Raw genomic sequence first — 25,639 nt, 5'->3', positions numbered from 1 at the left:
CCGGGCCCACCGATCGGTGGTGACGGGTGCCCACCAGCCGTCGAGCTAGCCGGCGAACAGGTCGCGGATGTCGTCGGCCGACAGTCCGGCCGCGGACATGGTGTCGCCGCCCAGCACGGCATCGAAGAGCTCGGCCTTGCGCTCCTTGAGCGCCATCACCTTCTCCTCGATGGTGTCCCGGGCGACCATCCGGTACACCATGACGTTCCGGGTCTGGCCGATCCGATGCGCGCGGTCGACGGCCTGCGCCTCGGCGGCCGGGTTCCACCACGGGTCGAGTACGAAGCAGTAGTCGGCCTGGGTCAGGTTGAGGCCGAAGCCGCCGGCCTTCAGGCTGATCAGGAAGACCGGCACCTCGCCCGAGGTGAACCGCTCGATCTCGGCCGCGCGCTTCCGGGTGCTGCCGTCCAGGTAGCCGTACCCGATCCCGTCGCCGTCCAGCCGGTCCTTGATCAACTTCAGGAAGCCGGTGAACTGGCTGAACACGAGCGCCCGGTGGCCCTCGGCGATCACCTCGGACAGTTGCTCGATCAGCAGATCGATCTTGCTCGAACCGACGTCGGCGTACTCGGGGTCGACCAGTCCCGGATCCAGACTGAGCTGGCGCAGCTTGGTGATCGAACTCAAGATCGTGAACCGGTTGGAGTCGAGGTCGTCGACCAGGCCGAGCACCTTCTGCCGTTCCCGTTGCAGATGGGTCTGGTAGATCCGCAGCTGTTTCGGCTGCAGCACCACGTCCAGCACCTGTTCGATCTTCGGCGGCAGGTCGAGGGCCACCGACTCCTTGGTCCGGCGCAGCATCAGCGGACGGATCCGGCGGCGCAGCCGGCCCAGCCGCTCCGGATCCTCGCCCCGCTCGATCGGCCGCCGGTAGTACTCGGCGAACCGGTCCGGGTGCGGGAACAGCCCGGGCGCCACGATCGACAGCAGCGCCCAGAGATCCATCAGGCTGTTCTCCAGCGGCGTGCCCGTGATCGCCAGCTTCACCGGGCAGCGGACCCGGCGCGCCGCGGCATAGGTCCGGGCCCGGTGGTTCTTCACGAACTGCGCCTCGTCCAAGATCATTCCGGACCAGCCCGCTTCGGCGTACGCCTCGGCGTCGATCCGCAGCAGCGTGTAGCTGGTGATCACCAGGTCGGCGCCGGCGATCGTCTCGGTCAGCGGCGTCCGGCTCTTGCCCTCGGTCTTCTCCACCGCGACCACCCGCAGGCCGGGCGCGAACGTGGCCGCCTCGCGAGCCCAGTTGCCGACCACGCTGGTCGGCGCGACCACCAGCCACGGACCATGATCACGATCTTCGGCCTGCTGCCGGGCCCGGCAGATCAGCGCCAGTGCCTGCATGGTCTTGCCGAGACCCATGTCGTCGGCCAGGATCCCGCCGAGTCCGTTCCGCCACAGGGTGGTCAGCCAGCGATAGCCCTCCAGCTGGTACGGCCTCATGGTGGCCTCGAGCTCCGCCGGCGGCTCGCTGTCCCCCTCCGCCACGGTGGTCAGCTCACGCACCGCCGTCGCCCACCGGTCGGACTGGTCCAGCACCACCCCGAGCCCGACCAGCTCCTCCCAGACGCTCACCGCCAGCCGGCTGACCCGGATCGTGCCCGGGTCGTCGTCGGCGTCGATGATCGCCCGCGCCTCGTCGATCAACTCGGCCAGCCGGGTGAACTCTGGCCGGTCCAGCTCGACGTAGACGCCGGTCTCCAAGATCAGGAACTCGTCGCCGCGGGCCAGGCCGGCGAAGAGCTCCTCGAACGGGACCTGTTCGCCGTCGATCGACACGTCGATCCGCAGGTCGAACCAGTCCGAGGTCTCCGACGTGGTCTCCAGCTTGACCAGCGGGTCCGCCTCGGAGCGGCGGTAGTCGAGCCGGTCGCCCTCGATGATCACCGCGACGCCGGCCTGCTCCAGTTCGTCGATCACCTCGGCCGAGAAGATCGCGGCCGCCATCCCGGTCAGCTCGACCGTCGGCGCAGGCAGGAGCTTTCCCTTGCGCAGCGCGAGTTCCGGGATGCTCTCGTACGGCAGCGGCAGCCCGCCCGCGATCCGCGCCTCCGCGGCCGGATCGCGCACCGTCGGAGTCCGTACCGGCTCGTCGAAGTCGAACCGCTGCGCCGCACTCGCAGCCGGGTAGACCCAACGCCACTGGAGCCGGAGCCGGTGCCCCGGCTCGTAGCGGACGGTCAGCTCCGGCGTCGGCGGCGCCACCTCGGGCAACTCGACCGAACCGTCGCTGGAGACGATCTGCGCCTTCCGCCGCACCTGCGGATAGAACTCGCCGGTGAACCGACCCTCGTCCGCGGCCGGGATGTCGACGCTGCGCCGCTCGATGATCAACTGGCGCAGTTCCCGCGGCAGCGGCTCGGCCAGCCGATACAGCCTGATCCCGCCGTCATGGCTGAACAGTCCGTGGGCCGGCTCGCCGAGCAGCCCGATCCGCTCCGGCGCCAACGCCAGGCCGCCGATCATGATCACCGGGCCGAGCAGGATCGAGCCGTCCAGCAGCCGCCGGGCGTCCAGCCGCACCGCGGCATGATCAACTCCGACCTCGATCGGGTCCCGGCCCTCGATCAGGCCGAGCCCGAGTTCCGGCGCCGCCTCCAGCAGCGACCAGACCCGTGGAGCGACCGTGTCGAAGGAGATCCACGGCGAGCGTCCGTACACGTACCGCGCCATCGGCCCGCAGGCGAACCTGAACTGGAGCAGCAGATCCTGCTGTGGTTGGGGATAGCCGAGATGCCGGGCGTCAAGATCATCCCAGGAGATCCCGCCGCGGACCCAGCCACCTTTCGCCGTGCGCCGCACCGGCCGGGCCCGCAGGCTCGGCGTCTCGGTGCCGGTGATGTTCCCCTGCCCGCGATAGGTGGTCCGATGGTGCACCTCGAACTCGATCCCGAGCGCCGTGCCGACGTCGGACGGAGTCGGGTCCGGGGCCGTGCTGAGCCGGGTCAGCACCTGCTCCCACTCGGGCCGATCCAGGCTCCGGACCAGCCCGTCCAGACCGCGGGCAGTGATCAACACCGCGACCGCGTGCTTGCAGTCCCGGGCCACCGGGCAGGAGCAGCGCCCGAACGGGATCGTGCCGCGACGCGGATCCGAGTCGTTCAACCCGACCACGGTCCGGTACGTGTGCCCGCCGCTGCCCCGGACCGACGCCGTCAGCGTCTTGGTCGCCGAGTCGAACTCCACCCCGGACACGTTCCCGCGGCGCGCGTACACCATCCCCCGCGCGTACGTCTCGTGGCCGGCCATGGCGATGACGGCGTCGTTCGACAACGCCCCCTGCCACCCGTTCGGCCCACTCACCGCACCGAGCGTAGTTCCTCCCGCTGACGACGTGGTGCCGCCTGATCAGGCGCTGGCCGGCAGGCTGCGACGGAGGCGGGCGACATCGTGCGCCAATTGCTCGGCGATGGCGGCTGGATCATCGTTGCGTTGTGTGGCCAGACCTTGCCGGACCCACCCCCGGACCAGGACCGAAGCAGGCACTCCGGCAAGATCAGCGGCCGCGTTCACGGCCTGAACCTCGTCGGGGGTCAGCCGAATCGAGTACACGGCGGACCTGGCTCGGCCCGGCCTGGTGACCTTGGTTCCTGCCTTCAACGGCGCGTCCGGATTCTCCTCTGCGGCAAGGCCCTCCGACCGCACCAACTCCTCCGCCTTGCTGACCTTCGATTTCGCCATCACACCTGCTGCTCGCCGCGGGTCCAGTCGATCTGCACAGTGTGCCCGCCGCCGTCCGCCCGATCGAGCACGCCCGTAACTCACTTGCGTTCGGCACCGGAAGCACGATGTGCTGCAGCCATGCCGCCTTCGCGCCGCTCCGCGTGCTCCGGAGCCTGGCGGCGGCCCGATGTCTGGGGAGTCCCGGTCCTGCTCGGACTGGCGATGTTGGCCAACGCCGCGATGGTGCCGCTGGTGCCGTACGCGCTGGCCACTCGGCTCGGCTGGCCGTTGTGGTGGGTGGGCGCCTATTCGTTCGCCGTCATGGTGATCACGATCGCGGTGAACCACAGGCTGTCGTCGGTGATCGACGCGACGAAGCGGCGATCCCTTCTGTGCCTGGTGTGCGGACTGGGCCAGGCTGCCGCCGCCCTGGCCGGCATCGGCGCACTCAACGGGCTGGTCTGGCTGCTCGTCCTCACGGCGCTCGGCACTGCCGTCGGCGGCGCTGCGGCACCGCTCTACTACACGCTCGGCCGGATGATCACCGAGGCCGAGCATCGCGATCCCAGCCGGGTGAACTCCGCCCTTCGGGTGATCACCTCCGCGGCCTGGATGGCCGGGCCGGCGATCAGCTTCGCCGTCGTCGGCGGCCATGGGATCGCGACCGGATTCACGGTGATCGCCGCGATGGCCGGGGCCGGTGCGTTGGCCGTACTGGCCGCCTCGTCCTGGCTCGACCGGCGTTCCCAGCGTGCCGCAGAGATCGCCGCTGCGGGATCGGTGGCTGACGACTCGGACGGTTCGCGTTCCACTGAGCGTGTGCTTCGGCACCTGCCGGCCGTCGCGGTCGTGCTGTTGTTCTCCTTCGCCCACATCGCGACCGCGACGTCACTGCCCTTGCTCCTCGTACGCCGGTTCGCGATCCCGGAGTCGATGACCGGACTGCTGCTGGGTCTCAAGGCGGCCGTCGAGATGGCGGCGATCCTCGCCAGCCCCTTCCTTGCCCTCCGATTCGGGCCACGAGTCACGTTGACGATCGCCGGGGCGGTCGCCGCGCTGGCGTACGGCACGTATCTGCTCGGCGCGGGTACGGCGGCCGCCGTGGCCGGGTCGATCCTCGAGGGCGCCTATTACGGCGTATTCGCCGCGACGGCCCTGACCTGGGTTCAGGCGAGACCCGGACTGCGGCTGGGGAAGGCGACCGGCCTCTACATGAACGGGATCTATGCCGGTGTCCTGATCGGGGCCCCGCTGAGCGGGCTCGTCGCGACCTACAACCTCGGCTGGATCGCCGGCCTGTCCCTGCTTGCGGCCGCCACCGCTGTCGCGTCGTTGCACGCCGCCCGTCGCACCGAGCTCAACCGGTCGTGATCAGCCGCTCCAGCGTGGCGTGCGCGCCGTTGTCGATCAGGGAATCGAGGGCCTCCGTGTAGGCGGCGACGAACCGCTCGTCGTCGATCAGGTCACCGAACAGTTCCCGGTCGGCGATGAAGGCGGTCTTGTCCTCGCGCTGGGTCCGGGCCGCGGCGGTCAGCTGATCGGCGAGTCGGTCGACGACGGTGATCGGCTCACCCTTCTCGTCGACCCCCTCGGCGTAACGGGCCCAGCTGGCGACGATCGCCGCCGACAGCCGGACCGGGCCGCCGGACTCCAGGTTGGCCTTGATCACCGGGACCAGCCACTTCGGGATCCGGTCCGAGGACTCGGCCGCGAGCCGCGCGACGGTGTCCTTGACCTCGGCGTTGGAGAACCGTTCGATCAAGGTCTTGGTGTAGTCGTCAAGATCGATTCCGGGCACCGGCCGCAGGGTCGGGATCGCTTCGGTGTTCATGTAGTTCAGCAGGAACGTGGCGAACACCGGGTCCTGCGCCGCCTCGTGCGCATAGGTGTACCCGGCCAGGTGTCCGAAGTAGGCGATGCCCTGGTGGCTGGCGTTGAGCAGCCGCAGCTTCATCAGCTCGTACGGCTCCACGTCCTCGACCAGCTGCACCTCGCCGCGGTCGTATTCGGGCCGGCCGGCGGCGAAGTGGTCCTCCAGAACCCATTGGAAGAAGGGTTCCGCGACGACCGGCCAGCCGTCCCGGACGCCGAACTGCTCGGCGATCTCGGCCCGGTCGGTGTCGGTGGTGACCGGCGTGATCCGGTCCACCATCGAGTTCGGGAACCGCACCTCGGCGGCGATCCACTCGGCCAGCTCCGGATCCTTGGCGCGGGCGAAGGTCGTGTACGCGTCCCGGGCGACGTGGCCGTTGCCCTGGATGTTGTCGCAGGACATGATCGTCACCGGACCCGTGCCGCGGTCCCGGCGCCGGCGCAGCGCCTCGGTGATCAGGCCGAAGGTGGTCTGCGGCACCGCGTCCGGAGCAAGATCGGCAACCACCGCAGGGGTGGAGAGGTCGAAGTCACCGGTCACCGGCGAGATGTTGTAGCCGCCCTCGGTCACGGTCAGCGAGATGATCTTGGTGTCCGGGTGGGCCAGCCGTTCGAGCACCGCCTCCGGATTGTCCGGCGCATACAGGTAGTCGATGATCGAACCGATCACCCGGGCGTCGCGGCGGCCGTCGGGATGCTTCTCGACCAGCGTGTAGAGCCCGCCCTGCTCGGTCAGCACATCGCGCATCCGCTGGTCCCCGGGCAGCAGCCCGACGCCGCAGATCGCGTACTCCCGGGCCAGGCCCTGCCGCAGCAGCCGGTCGATCACCAGCGCCTGGTGTGCCCGGTGGAACCCGCCGACGCCGACATGGACGATGCCCGCGACCAGCCCCGAGCGGTCGTACTCCGGCCGGGCCACGGCCTCGGTCGCCTCGGCCAGCAGCGCGCTGGCTGCCGGTTCCTCGATCCTCATCTACCTGCCTCCTCAGCCGTACGTCCTCGACCCACCATCTTGCTGCATCCGCTCCGCCGCCGTGCCATGGGCCAGACTGGGCGCCATGGCTCAGCGGCGACGACTCGGCTCCGTGCTGTGCGGCCTGCTGCTGCTCCTTCCGGCAGCCTGTACGGCGACCCGGCCGGCTCCGGTCTGGACGGCCGTCGACACGCTGCCGGCCGGGTTCGCGGCGGAGACCCTGGCCGACGGGCCGGACGGCCTGATCATCGGCGGCCGCGCGACCGACCCGGCCCGGCCGATGCTGCTGGTCGAGCAGGACGGCGGGGTCCGCGAGGTGCCGCTGAGTCCCGAGTCCGGCTACGGCCACACGGCGGCTCTGTTGTCGGTCGCTGTCGCCGGCGACGAGGTGTACGCGTTCGGCGGTGACCGCGGCGGCGCCCACGCCAACGTCCGGTGGAGCGTGTGGTCCGGAACCACGGCCGGGGTTCGCGAGCACGAACAGATCTTCTGGGTCTTCGGCGGCCAGGACGCCGGCTCGCTGACCGCGATGGTGGCCCGGCCGGCCGGGCCGATGATCATCGGCAACTGGGGATCGCCGCGTGGGTTGGACATCACGGCCTGGACGGCCCGCAAGAACACCTGGACCAGGGTCGACTCACGCGGCTCGGCGCTGGCCAGCACGGCGCGCGAACTGCTGTCCGAGCGAGCGGCCGCAAGGCTCGGTGACCGGGTGATCATCGCCGGCAGTGCCCTGCAGCTGGACGAGAGTCTGCTCAGCCGCGGCGCGACCTGGGTCCAGGACCGGGCGGGCGCGGACTGGCGGCGGGTCGACCTGCCGACCGCCGGTACGGCGAGCACCGCGCTCAAGCTCGCCTGCGCGGACGAGTGCCTGGTCGCCGGGGTGGTCGACGGCAAGGTCGCCGGCTGGCTCGGCGACGGCGCGAACTGGCGCCGGATCGAGCTGCCCGACCTCGCCGTCGACGCCGGCACGGCCGTCCTGCGCGCGTTCCGGGTCGACGCGGGCTGGCGGATCGCGGTCGGCGACGGCGCGGTCACCACCGTGATCGGCCCGGACACCGACCTGATCAAGGGCCCGGCCGGCCGGTTGATCGATGCCGCCGGCGGCGCCCAGGCCCGGCTGCTGGTCGAGGATCCGGACGGGGTTCGCCGCCTCCACCAACTCGCCTGATCCGGCCGGACGCCGCCCTGCCACCTCAGCGCGCCCTCTCTTCATCGCGCGCGCCGCCCGCACGGCCGCCGCCTCCCGCCACCCTCAGCCCCGGCCCACCGAACTCCCCGCCCGGACTGCCACCCAGCTCTCGTCACCATTTGGGAAAGGGCTTGCCCGTTGGTATCGCACGATACTACGATCGCGCTCATGTCAGTCACCGATGACGGAGCGCGGTTGTCGCTGGAGCAGCCGATCTCGCGCGGGGACCGGGTCCGGGACGCGCTGCAGGAGGCGATCCTGAACGGCACCCTCAAGCAGGGCAGTCCTCTGGTCGAGCGCGAATTGTCGGCCCGGCTCGGGGTGTCCAAGACCCCGATCCGGGAGGCGCTCAAGCAACTCCGGTCGAGCGGCCTGGTGGTCGCGAACTCGTACCAGGGGATGAGCGTGCGGACGCTCGACGCCGCCACCGTCCGGGACGTCTCCGGCGCCCGCGCGGCGGTCGAGCCGGCGGCGGTCCGGATGGCGGTGGAACTGCGCGAGCCCGGGCCGCAGCCCTCGGCCCGGCGTGCCCTGGCCGAGGCTCAGGCCTTGCTGGCGGCCGACCAGCCGGCCCAGCTCGGCTTGATCAACCGCCGGTTCCACCGTGATCTCTACGCGGCGTGCGGCAACGAGCTCATGATCGACTTCCTGGACAAGCTGCAGGCGATGAACGCGTTCATCGCGACCGCGGGCTGGCGTGCGGACGCCACCCCGTCCGACTCCGAGTGGGACGAGCACACCGCCGTCCTGGACGCGTTCGAGGCCGGCGATGCCGATCAGGCGGCCGGTCTGCTCCGTGATCACATCGAGCGGTCCGCGGCCGGCGTCCTGCGGGCCCTCGAGCAGAGCGACCTGTCATGACCATGATCACCGGCGTCCGGCTGACCCCGGTCGCGATCCCCCGTTCGACCGGCCTGGTCTGCGGCCACGTGATCGTCGAACTGGACACGACCGACGGGGTCACCGGGCTCGGCGAGATGTCGGACTTCCAGCACCTGCCGCGGTTCCACGTCGACGTCCCCGAGCTGGAGCGCACCCTGACCGAACTGCTGGCCGGGCTGCCGGTCGGCGTCGAGGGCGCGAACGAGGCGGAGCGCCGGCTGGCCGAGTCGTTCCCGCTGGCCGGTTCGCTGTACGACAAGACGTCGGTGATCAGGTGCGGTGTCGATCTTGCTCTCTGGGACGTCCGCGGCAAGCTGGCCGGGCTGTCCGTCAGCGACCTGCTCGGCGGCGCGGTCCGCGAGTCACTGCCGGTGGCGTACCCGATCTTCCGGCAGCAGTCGCCGGACGACATCGACGCCAATCTTGATCTTGTGGCCGACCGGCTGGACCGGGGCTTCACGCTGTTCCGGGTGTACGTGGGTCGCCGGCTGGACCTGGACGAGGCGTTCCTGCGCCGGCTCCGGGACCGGTTCGGTGACCGGGTGGCGGTGAAGTCGCTGGACTTCTCCAACCTGCTGGACGCCCGGACCGCCGCGCGGTTCGTCGAACGCACCCGGGAGGTCGGCTACCAGTTGGTCGAGGCGCCCGCGTACGAACGCGACACCGAGGGGCTGGCCTTCGTCCGCAGCCGCACCCTGGTCCCGGTCAGCGAGCACGTCCATGATCGACGGTGGGCGATCGAGCTCGCGGCAGCCCGGGCCGTCGACGTGTTCAACCTCGGCCTGTTCACGCTGGGCGGGATCACCCCGGCGCGATCGATGGCCGCGATCGCCGAGGCGGCCGGGCTGCGCTGCCTGATCGGGACCACCCAGGAACTCGCCATCGGCACGGCGGCCGCGGCCCAGTTCGGCGTCGCGACCATGATCGCCGACGAGCCCGCCGATCCGGTCGGGCCGCTGCTCTACACGACCGATGTCGTCACCACGGAACTCGACTACTCCTCCGGCGAACTGCACCCGCCGACCGGTCCCGGCCTCGGCGTCACCCTCGATCCGGAACGGCTCGCCGCCGCCCGCGGACCGCTGCGCTGGACCGACACGGCCGTCACCGACGTGGTGGACCGCACCGGGAAGAAGAGTCGATCATGAGGTTCGCCGGACGCCGGGTGCTGGTCACCGGAGCGGCTCGCAACATCGGCCTCGACATCGCCCGGCGGTTCCTGGCCGAGGGCGCCGCGGTGGCGGTCAACGATCGCGATCCCGACGACGTACGGGCCGCCGTCGACGGCCTGGCCACCGACGGTGGCACCGTGCTCGCCGCACCGGCCGACGTGGCCGACCCGGCCGCGATCGAGTCCATGATCGATGCAGTGGCCGGCGGGCTCGGCGGGCTGGACGTGTTGATCAACAACGCGGCCGTGCAGTACGTGGGCCGGGTCCCGTTCGCCGAGGTCAGCCTGGCCGACTGGGACGCGACGTTCACGGTCAACGCCCGGGGTACCTTCCTCTGCACGGCGGCCGCGGCCAAGATCATGCCGCCCGGCTCGTCGGTGATCAACGTGTCCTCGATCGGCGCGACCAAGGCGCACCGGCGGGCGCTGGCGTACGACAGCACAAAGGGCGCCATCGAGGCGTTCACCCGGGCCGCCGCGCTGGAGCTGGCCCCGCAGGGCATCCGGGTCAACGCGGTCGCACCGGGCGCGGTGATCACCGACATGAACCGGGACCGGGAGGACCAGCTGCGGGACCGGCACCGGGCCCAGATCCCGCTCGGCCGGGCAGCGACCGGCGCCGACATCGCCGCCGCCGTGAGCTTCCTGGCGTCCGCCGACGCCGGCTACATCACCGGGCACGTCCTCGCCGTGGACGGCGGGCTCGGCATCCAGGCGAGGCAACCGTCCGAGGAGGCACACCCGTGAACCTGCAAGCGTTCGCCGGCATCACGACCATGATCATCAGCCCCTACGCGGAGGACGGGACGGTGGCGGCCGGGGTCGCGACCGAGCTGTCCCGGCGGGCCGACGCGGCGGGCATCGACGTGATCGCCGCCCTCGGCAACACGGCCGAGATGCAACAGCTCGACGCGGGCGAACGGACGATCATGCTCCGTGCCGTCGCGGCGGGCCGGCAGCAGGCGCAGTTGCTGGCCGGGGTGATCGGCAGCGTCGGCGACGTGATCAAGACGGCGACGGAGGCGGCCGGGCTGGGCTACCACGCGATCATGGTGCACGAGCCGGCCGACCCGTTCGGCGACAGCGCCGACGTGGCCCGCTACTACGAACGGATCGCCGACCGGTCGCCGCTGCCGGCGGTGCTCTACCTCCGGTCGCCGCGGCTCGCGATCGGTGAGCTCGGCCGGCTGGCCGGTCATCCGGGTATCGCGGCCGTGAAGTACGCCCGGGACGATCTGCTCGGGCTGTCCACACTGCTGAGCGGCCCCGCCGGTACGGACTGTGTCTGGGTCAACGGGCTGGCCGAGTCGCGGGTGCCGGCGTTCGCCGCGCTCGGGATCACCGGCTTCACGACCGGGATCGGCAACGTCCGGCCCGAGCTCTGCGTCGCCGTCCGTGACGCGGTGATCAACAACGACCTGCCCCGGCTGTACGCGCTGCTTGACCTGGTCCGACCGGTCGAGGTGCTGCGCGCCGCCGGCAACAACCGGTGCAACGTCTCCGTACTCAAGGAACTGCTCCGCCTCGACGGCCTCCCGGCCGGCGACGTCCGGCCGCCGCACGCACCGCTGGACGACGCGGCCCGGAGCCGGCTGCAGGACGCCTGGCGCGCCTGGACCCCCGACCGGTTGGGGTCCCTCGGCGTGGCCGTACCCACCCACTGAGAAAGACGAGGTCGACGATGACAACTCCCCTGACCCGGCGCACCGCCCTGCTGCTCGGCGCCGGTGCCCTGACCGCGGCCGCCGGCTGCAACCGGTTCGGCGGCGGCTCCGCCACAGCGGACGGCACGGCCGTGAACATGGTCTGGTGGGGCGACGCGCAGCGCGCCGAGGTGACCGAGGCCGCGCTCGAGCTCTACCGCAAGGCCAATCCCGAGCTCAAGATCACCACCGAGTTCCAGTCCGGCAGCGCCTACGACGACAAGCTGGCGGTACGGTTCGGCGGCGGCAACCCGCCCGACCTGCTGGCGGTCCGCCGCGAATCCCTGCGTGACTTCGCCGATCGCGGCTCGCTGCTCGATCTGGCCACCCAGCAGGACTTGATCAAGACCGACGACATCCCGGCCGGCGTCCTCAACGCCGGCAAGGTCGGCGATTCCCTGTACGGCGTGCCGGGTGGCGTCACCTCGATGGGCTGGGCGCTCAACAAGGCCGTCTTCGACCAGTACGGCATCGATCTTCCGGACGGCAGGTCATGGAGCTGGGACGACCTCGCCGAGCTGGCCGCGGAGTTCGCCAAGGCCAGCAACAAGAAGGCCTACGGCGTCGACTACTCGCTGGACGACCTGCTCACGCTCGGCATCTTCGTCCGGCAGCACGGCGAGGACCTGTGGACGGCGGACAGCAAGCTCGCGGTCTCGGCCGAGGTGGTGACGGCCTGGTTCCAGCAGGCTGTCGATCTTCGGGCCAAAGGAGCGATGCCGCCGCCGGGCTGGGCCGAGTCGCTCGGCCCGTCGGCCGACCAGTCGCCGATCGCCCGCGGGCTGGTGGCCACCCAGGCGATCCCGTCCAACAGCTACGCCACCTTCAACCGGGCCGCGAAGCAGACCCTCGACATGGTGTGGTTCCCCGGCGAATCGCAGGCCACCCGGCGCGGCATGGCGATCATCCCGGGCCTGTTCTGGTCGGTCACCGCGCAGTCGAAGGCGCCGGACCAGACGGTCGCCCTGCTCGACTTCCTGATCAACGACGTCGAGGCCAACAAGACGATGGGCGTCACCCGCGGCAACCCGGCCAGCACCGTGGTGGCCGGCGCCGTCAGCGGCGTGCTGGAGCCGGATGATCAGTTCGCGAACGACTACGTGGTCGAACTGTCCAAGGAGAAGCTGGTCGACCCGGTCCCGGATCCGCTCGGCACCACCGAACTGCACGACCTGCTGTCCACGCTCGCGGACGAGGTGAGCTTCGGCAAGACGACGCCCAAGGATGCCGGCACGGAGTTCACCACCCAGGGCGCCGAGATTCTCGGGAAACGCTGATCATGGCAGCAGCTTCCGCCAAGCAGGACTGGGCCGGCTACGTCTTTCTGATCCCCTGGTTCGGCGGGATGCTGCTCACGATCGTCCCCTTCGGCGCCTCGTTGTATCTCGCCTTCACCGACTACAACCTGCTCAACGCGCCGCAGTGGGTCGGCCTGGCCAACTTCGAGCAGCTGGCCGTCGACGAACGACTGCACCATTCCTTGATCGTCACGTTCGTCTACACCTTCACCTCGGTGCCGTTGTCGCTGGCGGCCGCGCTGGCCGTCGCCCTGCTGCTCAACCAGGGCCTGGCCGGCCTGCCGATCTATCGGGCTGTCTACTATCTGCCGTCGCTGCTCGGCAGCAGTGTCGCGGTGGTGATGTTGTGGCGGGCGATCTTCGGCCGGGACGGCGTGATCAACCAGCTGCTCGGCTTCTTCGGCATCGCCGGTCCGGCCTGGGTGACCGACCCGGACTACGCGCTCAGCGTGTTGATCACCTTGAACGTGTGGACGTTCGGCGCGCCGATGGTGATCTTCCTGGCCGCGCTGCGCCAGGTGCCCGCGATGTACTACGAGGCCGCCGCCGTCGACGGCGCCTCGAAGGTGCGGCAGTTCTGGTCCGTGACCGTACCGTTGATCAGTCCGGTGATCTTCTTCAACCTGGTGCTGTCGCTGATCGGCTCGCTGCAGACCTTCACCCAGGGGTACGTGATGAGCAACGGGTCCGGCGGCCCGGCGAACTCCACCCTGTTCTACAACCTGTACCTCTACATCCAGGGGTTCAACCAGTTCAACATGGGTTACGCCTCCGCGATGGCCTGGCTGCTGTTGATCATCGTCGCGGCGTTCACCGCGGTGAACTTCCTGGCCCAGCGGTACTGGGTCTTCTACGAGGACAAGTGATCGTCGATCATGGTGACGCTCAATCTGCCCAAGGCCCGGCCGGTGCTGGCCGGCCGTCCGACGCCGATCCCGGGTCGGACCGACCGGCGCCGGTCGGCCGCCTGGTCCCGGTTCGCCCGGCACCTGCTGCTCTGCGCGATCGGCGCCGTGCTGCTCTACCCGCTGCTCTGGCTGATCTCCAGTTCGATCAAGCCGGACACCCTGATCTTCACCGACCTGTCGCTGTGGCCGAAGGAGTTCGACTTCTCCCACTACGCCGAGGGCTGGAACGCGCTGGAGTTCGGCTTCGAGAACTACCTGTTCAACTCGGCGCTGATCGTCGTACTCAGCATTGCCGGCAACCTGATCTCCTGCTCGATGGCCGCGTACGCCTTCTCCCGGCTCGAGTTCCGCGGCCGGAAGCTGTTCTTCGCCCTGACCCTCGGCACCCTGATGCTGCCCGGGCACGTGCTGCTGATCCCGCAATACATCCTGTTCTCGCAACTGGGTTGGCTGAACACGTACCTGCCGCTGATCGTGCCCAACTTCCTGGCCACGAACGCGTTCTTCATCTTCCTCATGGTGCAGTTCATGCGCTCGCTGCCGCGGGAACTGGATGACGCGGCCCGGATGGACGGCTGTGGCCCGTTCCGGATCTTCTGGCGGATCACGGTGCCGCTCTGCACGCCGGCGTTCGCGACGACGGCGATCTTCACCTTCATCTCGACCTGGAACGAGTTCTTCTCGCCGCTGCTCTACCTGACCGACGCCGAGCTGTACACGGTGCCGCTGGCACTGCGGCAGTTCATGGACACCGAGGGGCAGAGTTCGTGGGGTCAGATGTTCGCGATGTCGGTGGTCTCGCTGGCCCCGGTGATCGGTTTCTTCATCGCCGGACAAAGATATCTGGTACGGGGCATCGCGACGACGGGCCTGAAGTGAACGACTCCGATCCGACGCAGGAGGAGCAAGGATGACCACCGCCGATCTCACTCACGACTACTCACCCTGGAGTTTCTACGGCCGGGCGACCGACGAGGAGAAGAAACTCCAGTTCGAACACCAACAGCAGCTGCTGGAGCAGCATCCGGGCTGGCAACTCGGCGAGGAGGTGTTCCTCAGCCCGCTCGCGGCGGTCCAGTGCGAGACGCTGCGAATGGGCAAGCGGAGCTACGTGGCGGCCCACGCCTACCTCTCGCACGAGGTCGTCCTGGGCGAGTTCTGCACCGTGAACGCCTTCACCGTGGTCCGCGGCAAGATCACCATGGGCGACGCGGTCCGGATCGGCGCGCACACCTCGATCCTCGGCTTCAACCACACGATGTCGGACCCGGACACCTGGGTGTTCCGGCAGCCGACCACCGCCAAGGGCATCACGATCGGCACCGACGTCTGGATCGGGTCGCACGTGGTGATCCTCGACGGGGTGACGATCGGTGACCGGGCCATGATCGCGGCAGGAGCGGTGGTGACCAGGGACGTGCCGGCCGGAGCGGTGGTCGGCGGCAACCCGGCCAAGGTGATCAAGTGGCGGGTGCCGGCGCTCGCCCAGGCGCCGAAGGATGATCTTGGTACGGCGCTGACCGAGCTCGTGGCCCGGGCCAAGGAGCAGGGTCCGGCCGTGCTCGCGTCCTACTGGGACGAGGAGCGGCAGCGCTACGTCGACCCGATGGCCGGCCGGCTGACCGTACGGGCCGACTGCGACGCGATCGAGATCGCGCAGTACCTGACCGGCAGCACCCCGCCGCCGTGGACCGCGGAGCAGGCCGTCGAACGGCTCTCCCGGCTACAGGACCGGGAGTCCGGGCTGGTTCCCGATCTTGCTGCGGACGGCACGCCGGAGCCGGCGCCGACCGACGTGGTGGCCGGCGGCAGCTACGAGATCCTCTGCGTCGGCTACGCCCTCGACGTGCTCGGCGCGGCGTTCCCGCATCCGATCAAGGCCGTGTCCGGACTCGCGCCGGACCGGCTGACCGCACTGCTGGACGGGCTGAACTGGACCGGTAACCCGTGGGGCTCGGGGCACATGATCGACGGGATCGGCACCGCACTGCTCTGGGATCTGCGGCATCCCGAGGCCGACCATGATCAGGCGAAGCTGCTGCTGGACACGGTGATCGGCTGGATGGTGCGCAACGCGGACCCGGCGACCGGGATGTGGGGGCGGGCCGACACGTCGACGCTGCTGCTCGTGGTGAACGGGTTCTATCGCGCGTCCCGCGGCACGTTCGCCCAGTTCGGGCTGCCGGTGGCGTATCCGGAGCGGGTGATCGACACCGTGCTGCAGCACGTCCGGGACCGCAGCCTGTTCACCCCGGAACGGCAGAACGCCTGCAACGTGCTCGACGTCGCCCACCCGCTCTGGCTCGCCGCCCGGCAGACCAGCCACCGCTCCGACGAGATCGCGTCGGTGGCCCGGACCCTGCTCGGCGACGCCCTGGGCAACTGGGTCGATGATCGAGGCTTCGCCTTCCTGGCCGCGCGGCCGGAGAACGCCGGCCTGCCCAAGGCCGTGCCCGGCCTGCAGGGCACCGAGATGTGGCTGGCGATCATCTGGCTGCTGGCCGACCTGTCCGGCATGAGCGACGCGGTCGGCTACCGGCCGCGCGGCGTGCACCGCCCCGAACCCGCCCTCCGGCTCGACCGGATTCCCTGAGGAGCCCTGTGATCATCCGCATCGCCCACCAGCCCGACCCGTCTCCTCGGCTGAGGTACGGACTCGACCTGATCCTGGCCGCCCTCCGGGAGACCGGATCGCTCCCTGAGCTTGTCGAAGGGCAAGATCCGAGGTCCTTCGACGGGCTCAGGACACAGAGCGGCGAGCGGATGATCTTCGTCGGCAACCGCTCCAGTTCCGTGATCACGGAGCTGGAGCGGGACGACGTGCTGCTGTACACCACCCCGGAGCCGCGGGACGACGGCTTCTACGTCTCGTCGCTGCCCGGCGACGTCACGGTGATCACCGGCGGCAACGACACCGGCGTGCTCTACGGGTGCCAGGAACTGGCCCGGGCGATCCGCCGGGAGGGCGGGCTGCCGCATGATCTCGATCATGGCGAGAACCCGGACCTGGTGCTGCGCGGCCCGGCGATCGGGTTGCAGAAGACGACGCTGGAGCCGCCGCGGCAGACGTACGAATATCCGATCACACCCGACCGGTTCCCCTGGTTCTATGATCGCGAGCACTGGCTCGAAGTGCTGGACACCCTGTGTGCACAGCGATCCAACGTGATCTACCTGTGGAGCGGGCACCCCTTCGCCTCATTCGTCCGGCTGCCGGACTATCCGGAGGCGCAGGAGGTCACCGACGCGGAGCTGGTGCAGAACCGGGAGCTGCTGCACTGGCTCACCACCGAGGCCGATCGGCGCGGCATCTGGGTGGTGTTGAAGTTCTACAACATCCACATCCCGTTGCCGTTCGCCGAGCATCACCAGATCCCGCTGCGCCAGCCGAAGCCGACCCCGCTGGTCGCCGGCTACACCCGGGCCGCGATCGCGGCGTTCGCCTCCGAGTACACCGGCATCGGTCTGTACGTGTGCCTGGGCGAGGTGTTGCAGGGCGACATCTACGGCGCCGAGTGGTTCACCGACGTGATCTTGGCCGGGGTGGACGACGCGGTCGCCGCCCGGCGGGCCGTGGACCCGACCGCCGAGGCGCCGCCGGTGATCGTCCGCAACCACGCGATCGACCTGAAACCCGTTCTGGAGAAGGCTCTTCCGCGGTATCCACGGCTGTTCACCGAGGCGAAGTACAACGGCGAGTCGCTGACCACCCGGAGCCCGCGGGGCGCCTGGCAGGAGCGGCACCGCTACCTGGCGTCGCTCGGCAGCATCCACATCGTCAACGTGCACATCCTGGCCAACCTCGAGCCGTTCCGGTACGGCGCCGTGTCCTTCATCCAGCGCTGCGTGCAGGCCATGAAGCACCGGCTGGACGCCGGCGGCCTGCACCTGTATCCCTTGTTCTACTGGGAATGGCCGCACTCGCCGGACCGGGTCGAGCCGCGGCTGCGGCAGCTGGACCGGGACTGGCTCTGGTACGAGGCGTGGCACCGCTACGCCTGGCGGGCCGACCGGGATCCGGAGGCCGAGCGGTCCTATTGGGTCGGGCGGCTGGCGGAACAGTTCGGCAGCCCGGAGGCCGGCGTCGCGGCACTGGACGCGTACGAGGCGATCGGCCGGATCGCCCCGCAGCTGGTGCGCCGATTCGGGATCACCGAGGGCAACCGGCAGACCCTGAGCCTCGGCATGCAGCTGAGCCAGCTGACCAACGCGGCACGGTTCCGGCCCTGGGCCGATCTCTGGGATTCCCATGCCCCGCAGGGCGAACGGCTCGATCTCTACGTGGCCCGGGAGGTCGCCGGCGAGCCGCATGTCGGCGAGACCCCGCCGAGCGTGATCGAGGACGTGCAGCGATTGGCCCGCGAGGCCGAGGCCGCGATCGCCCGCGGCCGGTCGGCCGTGATCACCGACGCCGAAGAGTTCGACCGGCTGGGCAGTGATGTTGCGGCGTTGGCGCTGTTGGCCCGGTTCTATGCGCTCCGGGTCTCCGCGGCGATCGACATCATGATCCACCGGGAGACGCGCGGTGGTGATCATGCCGATGTCGGCCGGCTCAAGATCGCCGTGGACAAGGTCGCGGACAGCGTGCTGGCGTACCGGGAACTGGTGGAGCTGACCGACCGGACGTACCACTACGCGAACAGCATGCAGACCCCGCAGCGGAAGATCCCCTTCCCCAACGGGGAGACCTACGGTCACTGGCGGCAGTGCCTGCCCGAGTACGAGACCGAGCTTGATCGACTCCGCCGGAACGTCGACCTGCTGGACCGGGGTGAGCTGCCGGCCGCCCTGCGGCAGTTGGACCTGCGGCCGGATCCGTACCGGGCGGCGGAGTTCGAGCTGCACACGCCCGAAGCCGAGACCTTCACGATTGCCAAGGGAATCTCGGTCTTCGCGGACAGCGACGGCAACATCCGGCAGCTCGCCGAGGAACTCGACGGCCTGCGCGGGATCAGGATCCCGCGGCGTTCGGGCTATGCCGGCGAGTTCGCGGTCGAGTTCACCCTGCCCGAGCCCGCGACGATCTTGGTCGGCTACTTCATGGACCCGGAGCCGGTCTGGCTGCAGGTGCCGAACCTGGAGACCGACACCCACGCCGACGCCCGCGGAGGCCTGGAACCCGTGCTGCGCAACGGGATCGGGGTGGACTTCCTGCCCAAGATCAACGTGCACGCGTTCCGCTACGAGGCCGGCCGGCACACCCTCGCCCTCGGCCGAGGTGCCTACGTCGTCGCCGGTGTCGTCGCCGCCGATCAAGAACTCGTTCCGCGGCAGGTAGAGCACACCGAATCCACGCCGGACTCGCTGGACTGGCTGTACGAGGATCCGGACGGCGCGTCCACGGCCTGATCGGCGGTCTGCGAGGATCAGTGCATGGCCAGTGCCACGCCGACTGCCGGTGACCTGGCAGGCCCGTTCCGGTTCCTGAGCTGGCTCGCCCGCTCGCAGGCACGGCGGATCGCCCTGGCCGCCTTGTTCGGCATCACCTGGATGGCCGGCCTGGCCGTGCCGCCCTGGGTGCTGTCCCGCGCGGTTGATCAAGGACTGGTCGCCCGCGATCCCAACGCTCTGGTCGGGTGGGCACTGATCCTGCTGGCCGCGGCCGTCCTGATCGCCCTGTTGTCGATCGCCCGTCACCGCACGATGACCAAGATCAGGATGGACGCGTCGTTCCGCTGCGTCGACATCACCGTCCGGCACACGTCCCGGCTGGGTGCCTCGCTGGCCCGTGGGGTGGGCGCCGGCGAGGTGGTCACGGTCGGCATCGCCGACGTGCAGGTCGTCGCGCAGGCGCTGACGGTCACCGGTCCGGGCGTCGGTGCCGTGGTCGCGTACCTCCTGGTCGCGGTGGTGCTGTTCGCCACCTCACCGGTGCTGGCGGCCGTGGTGCTCGCCGGGGTCCCGTTGCTCGCGCTCGCCGTCGGTCCCCTGCTGCGACGGATCGAGCGCACCGGCGGTGAATACCGCACGCACCAGGGGCGGTTGACGACCCGGCTGGTCGACGTCCTCGGTGGGCTCCGGGTCCTCAACGGCCTCGGCGGGAAACCGTTCGTCGCCGAGCGGTACGAGCAGCAGTCGCAGGACCTGATCCGGCACGGCTACCGGGTGGCGGGGCCGACGAGCTGGGTCGGTGCGTTGTCGGTCGGCCTGCCGGCTCTGTTCCTGGCCGCCGTGGTGTGGCTGTCCGCGCGGATGGCGGCCACCGGGGAGATCAGCATCGGCGAGGTCGTCGCCGTCTATGGCTATGTTGCGATGCTGGTCATCCCGGTGGCGTCCTTGATCGAAGGCGGCGGTGATCTTGCTCGGGCCCGGGTGGCCGGTCAGCGCATCATCGACGTGCTCGACCTGCCGATCCTCCGGCTCCCGAACGGCGCCTCGGTGGACCTCCCGGCGGCCGGCGGCCCGCTGATCGATCCTCGCTCGGGAGTGATCATCCGGCCCGGCCTGCTGACGGCCCTGGTGGCTGCCCGGCCGACCGAGGCCGGTGCGGTGATCGAACGGCTCGGACACCTGAGCACCGATCCCGCGGCCGGCGTGACCTGGGCCGGGGTGCCGATCGCCGAGGTCGACCGGGATGCGCTGCGGAGCCGGTTGACCGTGGCCGACAACGACGCCGAGCTGTTCGCCGGCACTGTGCGGGACGTCGTCGCCGGGCGGCTGGAGCCCGACGACCGGCGGATCCAGGCTGCGCTGCGGGCGGCCGTGGCTGAGGACATCGTGGACGCCCTGCCCGACGGCCTGGACTCCATGATCGCGGCCGGCGGAACTGATCTTTCCGGCGGTCAGCGACAGCGGATCCGGTTGGCCCGCGCACTCTATCCCGAACCGGAGCTCCTGCTCGCCGTCGAAGCGACCTCGGCCGTCGACGCGAACACCGAGGCCGCGATGATCGACCGGCTGCGCGACTTCCGGAGCACGGCGACCACGGTGATCACCACCACCTCGCCCCTCGTCCTGGACCGGTCGGACGAGGTCGTCGTCCTCGTCGACGGCCGGGTGACGTCGGTCGGCCGGCATGCCGACCTGGTACGGAGCGACGCCGCCTATCGCGAGCTGGTGTCCCGCATCCAGGGCGACGATGATCATCGGGCCGGCAATGAGTAAGCAACTCCCGGTGGCCTCACCGGCCGAGGTCCGTGCCGCGGCAAGGCGTGACCTGGGCGCGGACCGCCGGGCCGTCGTGATCATCGTCGTGGTCAACGCGCTGGCGGCTGCCGCCGGACTGATCGGCCCGTGGCTGCTCGGCCGGATCATCGACACGATCCAGGCCGGCGGCAGCGAGGCGCTCGGCACCGTGGACCGGCTGGCCCTGGTGGCCCTGCTCTGCACCGCCGCGCAGACGGTGCTGGCCTGGTGGGCGCTCAAGATCGGTTACCGGTTCGGCGAGCGTACGGCCGCCCGGGTGCGCGAGCGATTCCTGAAGCGTGCCCTGGCGTTGCCGGCGCGGGTGGCCGACCAGTTGCCGTTCGGCGATCTGATCGCCCGGGGCAGCACCGATGCCTCACTGGTCGCCTCGGTGTTGCGGTTCGCGGTGCCCGAGGTGCTCGTGGCGGTGGTGCACGCGCTGTTCCTGATCATCGCGGTGATCATCCTGAACCCGCTGCTCGGGCTGTGCGGCCTGGTCTGTCTGATCGGGGTCGGAACCGCCCTGCGCTGGTATCTGCGCCGGGCCAGACCCGCCTATCTGTCCGTTGCGGCCACCGGTGCGGAGCTTGCCGACGTCGTCGCCAGTACGGCGCAGGGCTCCCGTACCGTCGAACTGCTCGGGCTGGAGCAGCGCCGGGCCCAAGTGGCCGAGGTAGCGATCACGAACGCCCGGTCGGCGCGACTGGCGGCCCTGCGGTTGCGCTCGGTCCTGTTCCCCTGGTCGGACGTGTCGCTGGCGCTTCCCGTCGTCGGCGTCCTGCTCGTCGGCGGCGCGCTCTATCTGGGTGACCTGGTCAGCCTCGGCGCCGTCGTGACCGCCACCGTGTTCCTGCGCCAGTTGGTCGGGCCGCTGGACACGCTGATGCTCTGGATCGAACAGCTCCAGGGTGCCGGCGCCTCGTACGCCCGCGTCGAGGGTCTGACCGACGTGACCGGCACAGCGCCCCGGCCTGACGGCCCGGCCAAGATCATCGGCGAGGCGTCCCGCGGTGATCGACTTCGGGTGGACAACGCCCACTACAGCTACACCGGTGCGCGGGAGGTGCTGCGCGGGATCGACCTCACCGTACAGTCCGGCGAACGGCTGGCCATCGTCGGAACCTCCGGTGCCGGCAAGTCCACCCTGGCCCGGCTGCTCGCCGGCCTCGACCGCCCGCACACCGGGTCCGTGACCATCGACGGCACGCCCGTGGCCGACCTGCCGCCCGAGCAACTGCGGGAGCACGTCGTCCTGATCACCCAAGATCATCACGTCTTCCACGACACCGTCCGCGACAACCTCCGGATCGCGAAACCGAACGCCACCGACGACGAGTTGCGCGCCGCGCTGGCGGCCGTCGGCGCCGAGTGGGGTACGGACCTGCCCCACGGCCTGGACACCGAACTCGGCCGCGACTTCGACCTCGACGACGCGGGCGCCCAGCAGCTGTCGCTGGCCAGAGTGGTGCTCGCCGACCCACACACGCTGATCCTCGACGAGGCCACCGCGCTCCTGGATCCCAAGACAGCAAGGCGAACCGAGCAGTCGTTGGCCGCCGTGCTCCACGATCGCACCGTGATCGCGATCGCGCACCGGCTGCAGACGGCGCACGACTCCGACCGGATCGCCGTCATGGAGGCCGGCGAGCTGGTCGAGCTCGGAACCCATGACGAACTCGTCAGCGCCGACGGTGTCTACGGTGAACTCTGGCGGACCTGGCACGCGGAACCCGACGACCCGACGACCTAGCGGGTTCGAAGATCGACCGCGAGCGCCGTGACGTTTCGCTCCACCTCGGCACGCCACCAGGACTCCTCGCGGCGGGCGGGCAGGATCGCCCACCAGAGCAGGGCGGACCAGCCGAGGATGACCGTACGGAGCCGATCGAACTGCTCGATCCCCGGCACCGGCAGCCCGAGTCGTTGACGTTCCTGGGTGAGCAGCATGATCAGGTCCGGGGTCTCCGGTAGGCCCGAGGTCAGTTGGGCGTAGCCCGCGTCCCAGGCCCAATGCGCGGTCCGCGGGATCGGATCGATGAGGCGCCAGGGCCCGTCGGGCGTCGGCGCGAGGGCGTTCCAGAAGTGGACGTCGCCGTGACCCTTCAGATGTCCGCCGAGTGATCGCAACCAGTCCTCGTCGGTACCGATCCTGGCCAGCACGTCGGAGGCGGGTCCGGGGCAGCCGGCGTCGATCGCCTGCTGCGCGTAGGTGATCATGAAGTCCGCGTCGATCGGGTAGGTCGCCAGCTCCAACTCGGTCGCCTCCTGCTGGAACCGGGCCGCCGCGCGCATGACGTCGCGAGCGATGTCGTGGCGGTCCGAGCGCCCGCGATGCGGCAGGTCCGCCAGCAACAACCAGGGCCGCTCGAGCTCGGTCAGGACGCCGTGGGCCAAGACCTCGGCCACGATGTCGGAAGCGCGTGCGCTGATCGCCGGCATCCAGATCGCCTCGAGTTCATCGGCGAGCTTGAGAATGCAGGGCGCGCCGGAGGCGAGCAGGCGGGTACGGAAGATCCGAGCCTGTCCCGGCGGCTCCGCCCTCAACTCGCCGACCAGGCGTCCGATCACCGGGTCACCCCGGAGCGTCGCGAGGATCATCGAGGGATCCGAGTCAGCCATCCGGCCACGATCCCTCAGCCGAGCGGGCCAGTCGAGCGAATTTCTCTGCGGAGCCGGCACGGTTGGCAGGTCCGACCTCGACGGCGATCGCACGAAATACCTCGCAATCGGGCCGATCCGGCCCGATCCCCGTCGATTTCGGTCACTATCCCCGACCCGCCTCCAATCCGCGCGGCACCGACACACCCGAGCTTGTCGAAGGGCAGGCCGCGATCCGGCATGGCCCTTCGACAGGCTCAGGGGGATTGATCAGGTCGAGGACCGGGGGTGCGGGCGACCGACCCGGCACGAAGATCACGAGTGCCGGAACGGTTCGCGAGAGACCTGTCTGCACGAGCAGCGTTAGGCAACACGTTCCCTGAGCTTGTCGAAGGGCAAGGCCCGATCCGACTGGGCCCCTCGACAGACTCAGGGCCGCTGAGGGTTGATCAGGTGGTGGACCGGAGGATTAAGCGACCAGACCGCACCAAGATCACGAGTGCCGGTTCGAGAGAGATCTGGCTGCGCCACCAAACGCTTGGCAACACGTTCCCTGAGCTTGCCGAAGGGCAAGGCCCGATCCGACCTGGCCCTTCGACAGGCTCAGGGCACTGACGGTTGATCAGATCGCGGACCAGAGGTGCGAGCGACCAGCCCGGCACCAAGATCACGAGTACCGGAACGATTCACGAGAAGGACCTGGCTGCGCGACCAACCACCAGGCACACGTTCCCTGAGCCTGTCGAAGGCAAGGCACGATCCGGTTTGGCCCTTCGACAGGCTCAGGGCACAGGGGTTGGTCAGGAAGCAGCCCAGAGGGCGTGGGCGACTGGTCCGGCACCAAGATCATGAGTGCCGGTACGGTTCGTCAGGAAGACGTGGCCATGGGGTGATCGGAAGATCATCGTGGTCGGATCAGGTTTTCGTCGCCGCCAACCACCGTGAGTGACGGCGCGATGTTCCGTCCTCGACAGCGGAATGAGCTTCTCGACCCGAGTCTGGCCGGGCGGACCATTCCGTCGGTACGGATCCGTGTGATCAAGATCAAGATTCCGGGTCGCGGTCGACCACGGGAACACACTCCCTGGACAGCGCAACATCGCCTGATCACGATGCCGGTCCGGGATCTCATAGTCATCCACCGGCGGCGGCGCATCATTCAGATCAATCACCGGACGCACCACGACACGATCATGACCCAGCCACTCACCAACCACACTCTTCAGAGTCGGCCCGACCTCGGGCACCCGGCAGACACCCTCACCCTGACTGAGGTCTTCGGCGGAGATGTGCACCACCACGGTCGAGGTCGGCACCAGCAGACGCGGATCCAACTTCTCGACCAGCCGCTGCACCGCAGCCTCGAAGATCGCTGACTCCACATCCACTTGAATCGGACGATCCCGCAACGCCGGATGGACGTCGGACTCCTCGATCGTCAGCTCGGGTTCGTCGTCAGGGGTCAGGGCGGCGACGGCCTCGGCGAGCTCGTCGTCGAACAGTTCCGGCTGCCGACGCTTCGCCCGCAATCGCGTGATCGCCGCAGCATCGCCCAACAATCCGAACGCCTCAGCACGCCGCTCATCCGCAGTGCCCTCGGACAGACAATCGGCAAGCTCCTGGACCCGCGCATACAACCGCTCTGCCGCCAGCGGCTCAAGTCGACCAAAGACGCCCTTCAGCCCGTTGTCATCGGTCTGCGACTTCCACACCCCGACCTGCCGCCGCCGCTCCTCATACTCCGCCCGAGCGCGATCACCATCGATCCGCAGAATCGTCGCCTCGACCGCATCGAAGAGCTTCCCGGGCGGCTGGGTCCCGGCGAACCATGCCACCGCACGATCCACCTCACCGGCCTGATCTTGGGAGAGCCGGTGCGTCATACGGGCGACCCGGAGCGCCTGCCACTCCTCGAGCTCACAGCGCATGACTTTCGCCCAAAGCAGGGGCAGTCGGTGACGAAGATCAAGAACATCACCCAGGAACAGCATCCCGGAACCGGTGCTCTTTCCCAGCTTGGCGAACAACTCCACCATCGCCAGATCATTGACCGCCGGTGTCCCCTCGCCACCCGGCCGGACCGCCCGCGCCAACCCCGGTCCGGTCTCCATGATCGACTCCGCCGGATGGGCATCCGCCCAGGCTGCGACCCAGACCAGGAGTTCGTTCGCGACCGCGATCCGGGCACGCTTCAACCCGTCCACGGCCTTCAGGATGTCGCGGCTGCCGTACCCGACAGCCTTCGACTCCAACGATT

16 protein-coding genes and 1 pseudogene are annotated in these 25,639 nt (G+C 69.7%); 13 read left to right on the top strand and 4 right to left on the bottom strand.

All coding sequences use genetic code 11. The features are described 5' to 3' along the window. Nucleotides 1-45 precede the first annotated feature (45 nt). Nucleotides 46-3,300, bottom strand: coding sequence for an SNF2-related protein (locus tag ACFQU4_RS34515; RefSeq protein ID WP_377501047.1), 3,255 nt, complete (start codon nucleotides 3,298-3,300; stop codon nucleotides 46-48). A 498-nt stretch (nucleotides 3,301-3,798) separates the two neighbouring features. Between ACFQU4_RS34515 and ACFQU4_RS34510 the strand changes: the two genes are divergently transcribed. Then, nucleotides 3,799-5,031, top strand: coding sequence for an MFS transporter (locus ACFQU4_RS34510; RefSeq protein ID WP_377501044.1), 1,233 nt, complete (start codon nucleotides 3,799-3,801; stop codon nucleotides 5,029-5,031). Here ACFQU4_RS34510 and ACFQU4_RS34505 read toward each other — a convergent pair. Further along, the gene (locus ACFQU4_RS34505) at nucleotides 5,018-6,505 is read right to left on the bottom strand and encodes a mannitol dehydrogenase family protein (RefSeq protein ID WP_377501042.1); all 1,488 of its coding nucleotides are present in this window, start codon (nucleotides 6,503-6,505) and stop codon (nucleotides 5,018-5,020) included. The two genes, ACFQU4_RS34510 and ACFQU4_RS34505, sit on opposite strands and share 14 nt — an antisense overlap. 85 nt (nucleotides 6,506-6,590) lie before the next feature. Between ACFQU4_RS34505 and ACFQU4_RS34500 the strand changes: the two genes are divergently transcribed. From ACFQU4_RS34500 to ACFQU4_RS34445, 12 genes and pseudogenes are all read left to right on the top strand, one after another. Beyond that, nucleotides 6,591-7,676 (top strand): hypothetical protein, encoded by a 1,086-nt coding sequence (locus ACFQU4_RS34500; protein ID WP_377501040.1) that lies wholly within the window; start codon nucleotides 6,591-6,593, stop codon nucleotides 7,674-7,676. A gap of 189 nt (nucleotides 7,677-7,865) precedes the next feature. Further along, nucleotides 7,866-8,558, top strand: a complete 693-nt coding sequence (locus ACFQU4_RS34495) for a GntR family transcriptional regulator (RefSeq protein WP_377501038.1) — start codon at nucleotides 7,866-7,868, stop codon at nucleotides 8,556-8,558. Continuing rightward, nucleotides 8,555-9,727 carry a mandelate racemase/muconate lactonizing enzyme family protein gene (locus ACFQU4_RS34490; protein ID WP_377501035.1) on the top strand — a complete coding sequence of 391 codons (1,173 nt, stop codon included), beginning with the start codon at nucleotides 8,555-8,557 and terminating at the stop codon, nucleotides 9,725-9,727. The genes ACFQU4_RS34495 and ACFQU4_RS34490 overlap by 4 nt, the downstream gene beginning before the upstream one ends. Further along, entirely contained in the window at nucleotides 9,724-10,497 is a 774-nt protein-coding gene (locus ACFQU4_RS34485; RefSeq protein WP_377501033.1) for an SDR family NAD(P)-dependent oxidoreductase, read from the top strand. The genes ACFQU4_RS34490 and ACFQU4_RS34485 overlap by 4 nt, the downstream gene beginning before the upstream one ends. Further along, nucleotides 10,494-11,414 carry a dihydrodipicolinate synthase family protein gene (locus ACFQU4_RS34480; protein ID WP_377501030.1) on the top strand — a complete coding sequence of 307 codons (921 nt, stop codon included), beginning with the start codon at nucleotides 10,494-10,496 and terminating at the stop codon, nucleotides 11,412-11,414. The genes ACFQU4_RS34485 and ACFQU4_RS34480 overlap by 4 nt, the downstream gene beginning before the upstream one ends. Nucleotides 11,415-11,431: 17 nt before the next feature. Continuing rightward, nucleotides 11,432-12,730 (top strand): ABC transporter substrate-binding protein, encoded by a 1,299-nt coding sequence (locus ACFQU4_RS34475; protein WP_377501028.1) that lies wholly within the window; start codon nucleotides 11,432-11,434, stop codon nucleotides 12,728-12,730. A gap of 2 nt (nucleotides 12,731-12,732) precedes the next feature. After that, on the top strand, nucleotides 12,733-13,617 hold the full coding sequence (locus ACFQU4_RS34470) for a carbohydrate ABC transporter permease (protein WP_377501026.1): 885 nt from the start codon (nucleotides 12,733-12,735) through the stop codon (nucleotides 13,615-13,617). A 9-nt stretch (nucleotides 13,618-13,626) separates the two neighbouring features. Next, nucleotides 13,627-14,538, top strand: a complete 912-nt coding sequence (locus ACFQU4_RS34465) for a carbohydrate ABC transporter permease (RefSeq protein WP_377501024.1) — start codon at nucleotides 13,627-13,629, stop codon at nucleotides 14,536-14,538. Nucleotides 14,539-14,962: 424 nt separating this feature from the next. Then, nucleotides 14,963-15,139: pseudogene (locus tag ACFQU4_RS34460) on the top strand (DapH/DapD/GlmU-related protein); the annotation flags it as partial. 1,121 nt (nucleotides 15,140-16,260) lie between these two features. Beyond that, complete coding sequence (locus ACFQU4_RS34455) at nucleotides 16,261-19,008, top strand: hypothetical protein (RefSeq protein ID WP_377501022.1); 2,748 nt, start codon at nucleotides 16,261-16,263, stop codon at nucleotides 19,006-19,008. Nucleotides 19,009-19,032: 24 nt separating this feature from the next. After that, complete coding sequence (locus tag ACFQU4_RS34450; RefSeq protein ID WP_377501020.1) at nucleotides 19,033-20,763, top strand: ABC transporter ATP-binding protein; 1,731 nt, start codon at nucleotides 19,033-19,035, stop codon at nucleotides 20,761-20,763. Continuing rightward, nucleotides 20,756-22,534 carry an ABC transporter ATP-binding protein gene (locus tag ACFQU4_RS34445; protein WP_377501018.1) on the top strand — a complete coding sequence of 593 codons (1,779 nt, stop codon included), beginning with the start codon at nucleotides 20,756-20,758 and terminating at the stop codon, nucleotides 22,532-22,534. Before ACFQU4_RS34450 ends, ACFQU4_RS34445 begins: the two co-directional genes overlap by 8 nt. On the opposite strand, the gene ACFQU4_RS34440 is transcribed toward ACFQU4_RS34445, so the two are convergent. Both ACFQU4_RS34440 and ACFQU4_RS34435 read right to left on the bottom strand, forming a co-directional pair. Beyond that, nucleotides 22,531-23,403: a hypothetical protein gene (locus ACFQU4_RS34440; RefSeq protein WP_377501016.1), complete on the bottom strand. Its 873-nt coding sequence runs from the start codon at nucleotides 23,401-23,403 to the stop codon at nucleotides 22,531-22,533. The two genes, ACFQU4_RS34445 and ACFQU4_RS34440, sit on opposite strands and share 4 nt — an antisense overlap. A gap of 779 nt (nucleotides 23,404-24,182) precedes the next feature. Continuing rightward, nucleotides 24,183-25,418: a DUF222 domain-containing protein gene (locus ACFQU4_RS34435; RefSeq protein ID WP_377501014.1), complete on the bottom strand. Its 1,236-nt coding sequence runs from the start codon at nucleotides 25,416-25,418 to the stop codon at nucleotides 24,183-24,185. Nucleotides 25,419-25,639 lie beyond the last annotated feature (221 nt).

Origin of the sequence: Microlunatus sp. GCM10028923 (assembly GCF_042666975.1) — a bacterium.
GTDB lineage: Bacteria > Actinomycetota > Actinomycetes > Propionibacteriales > Propionibacteriaceae > Microlunatus.
This window is presented reverse-complemented; position numbering and strand designations above follow the sequence as displayed.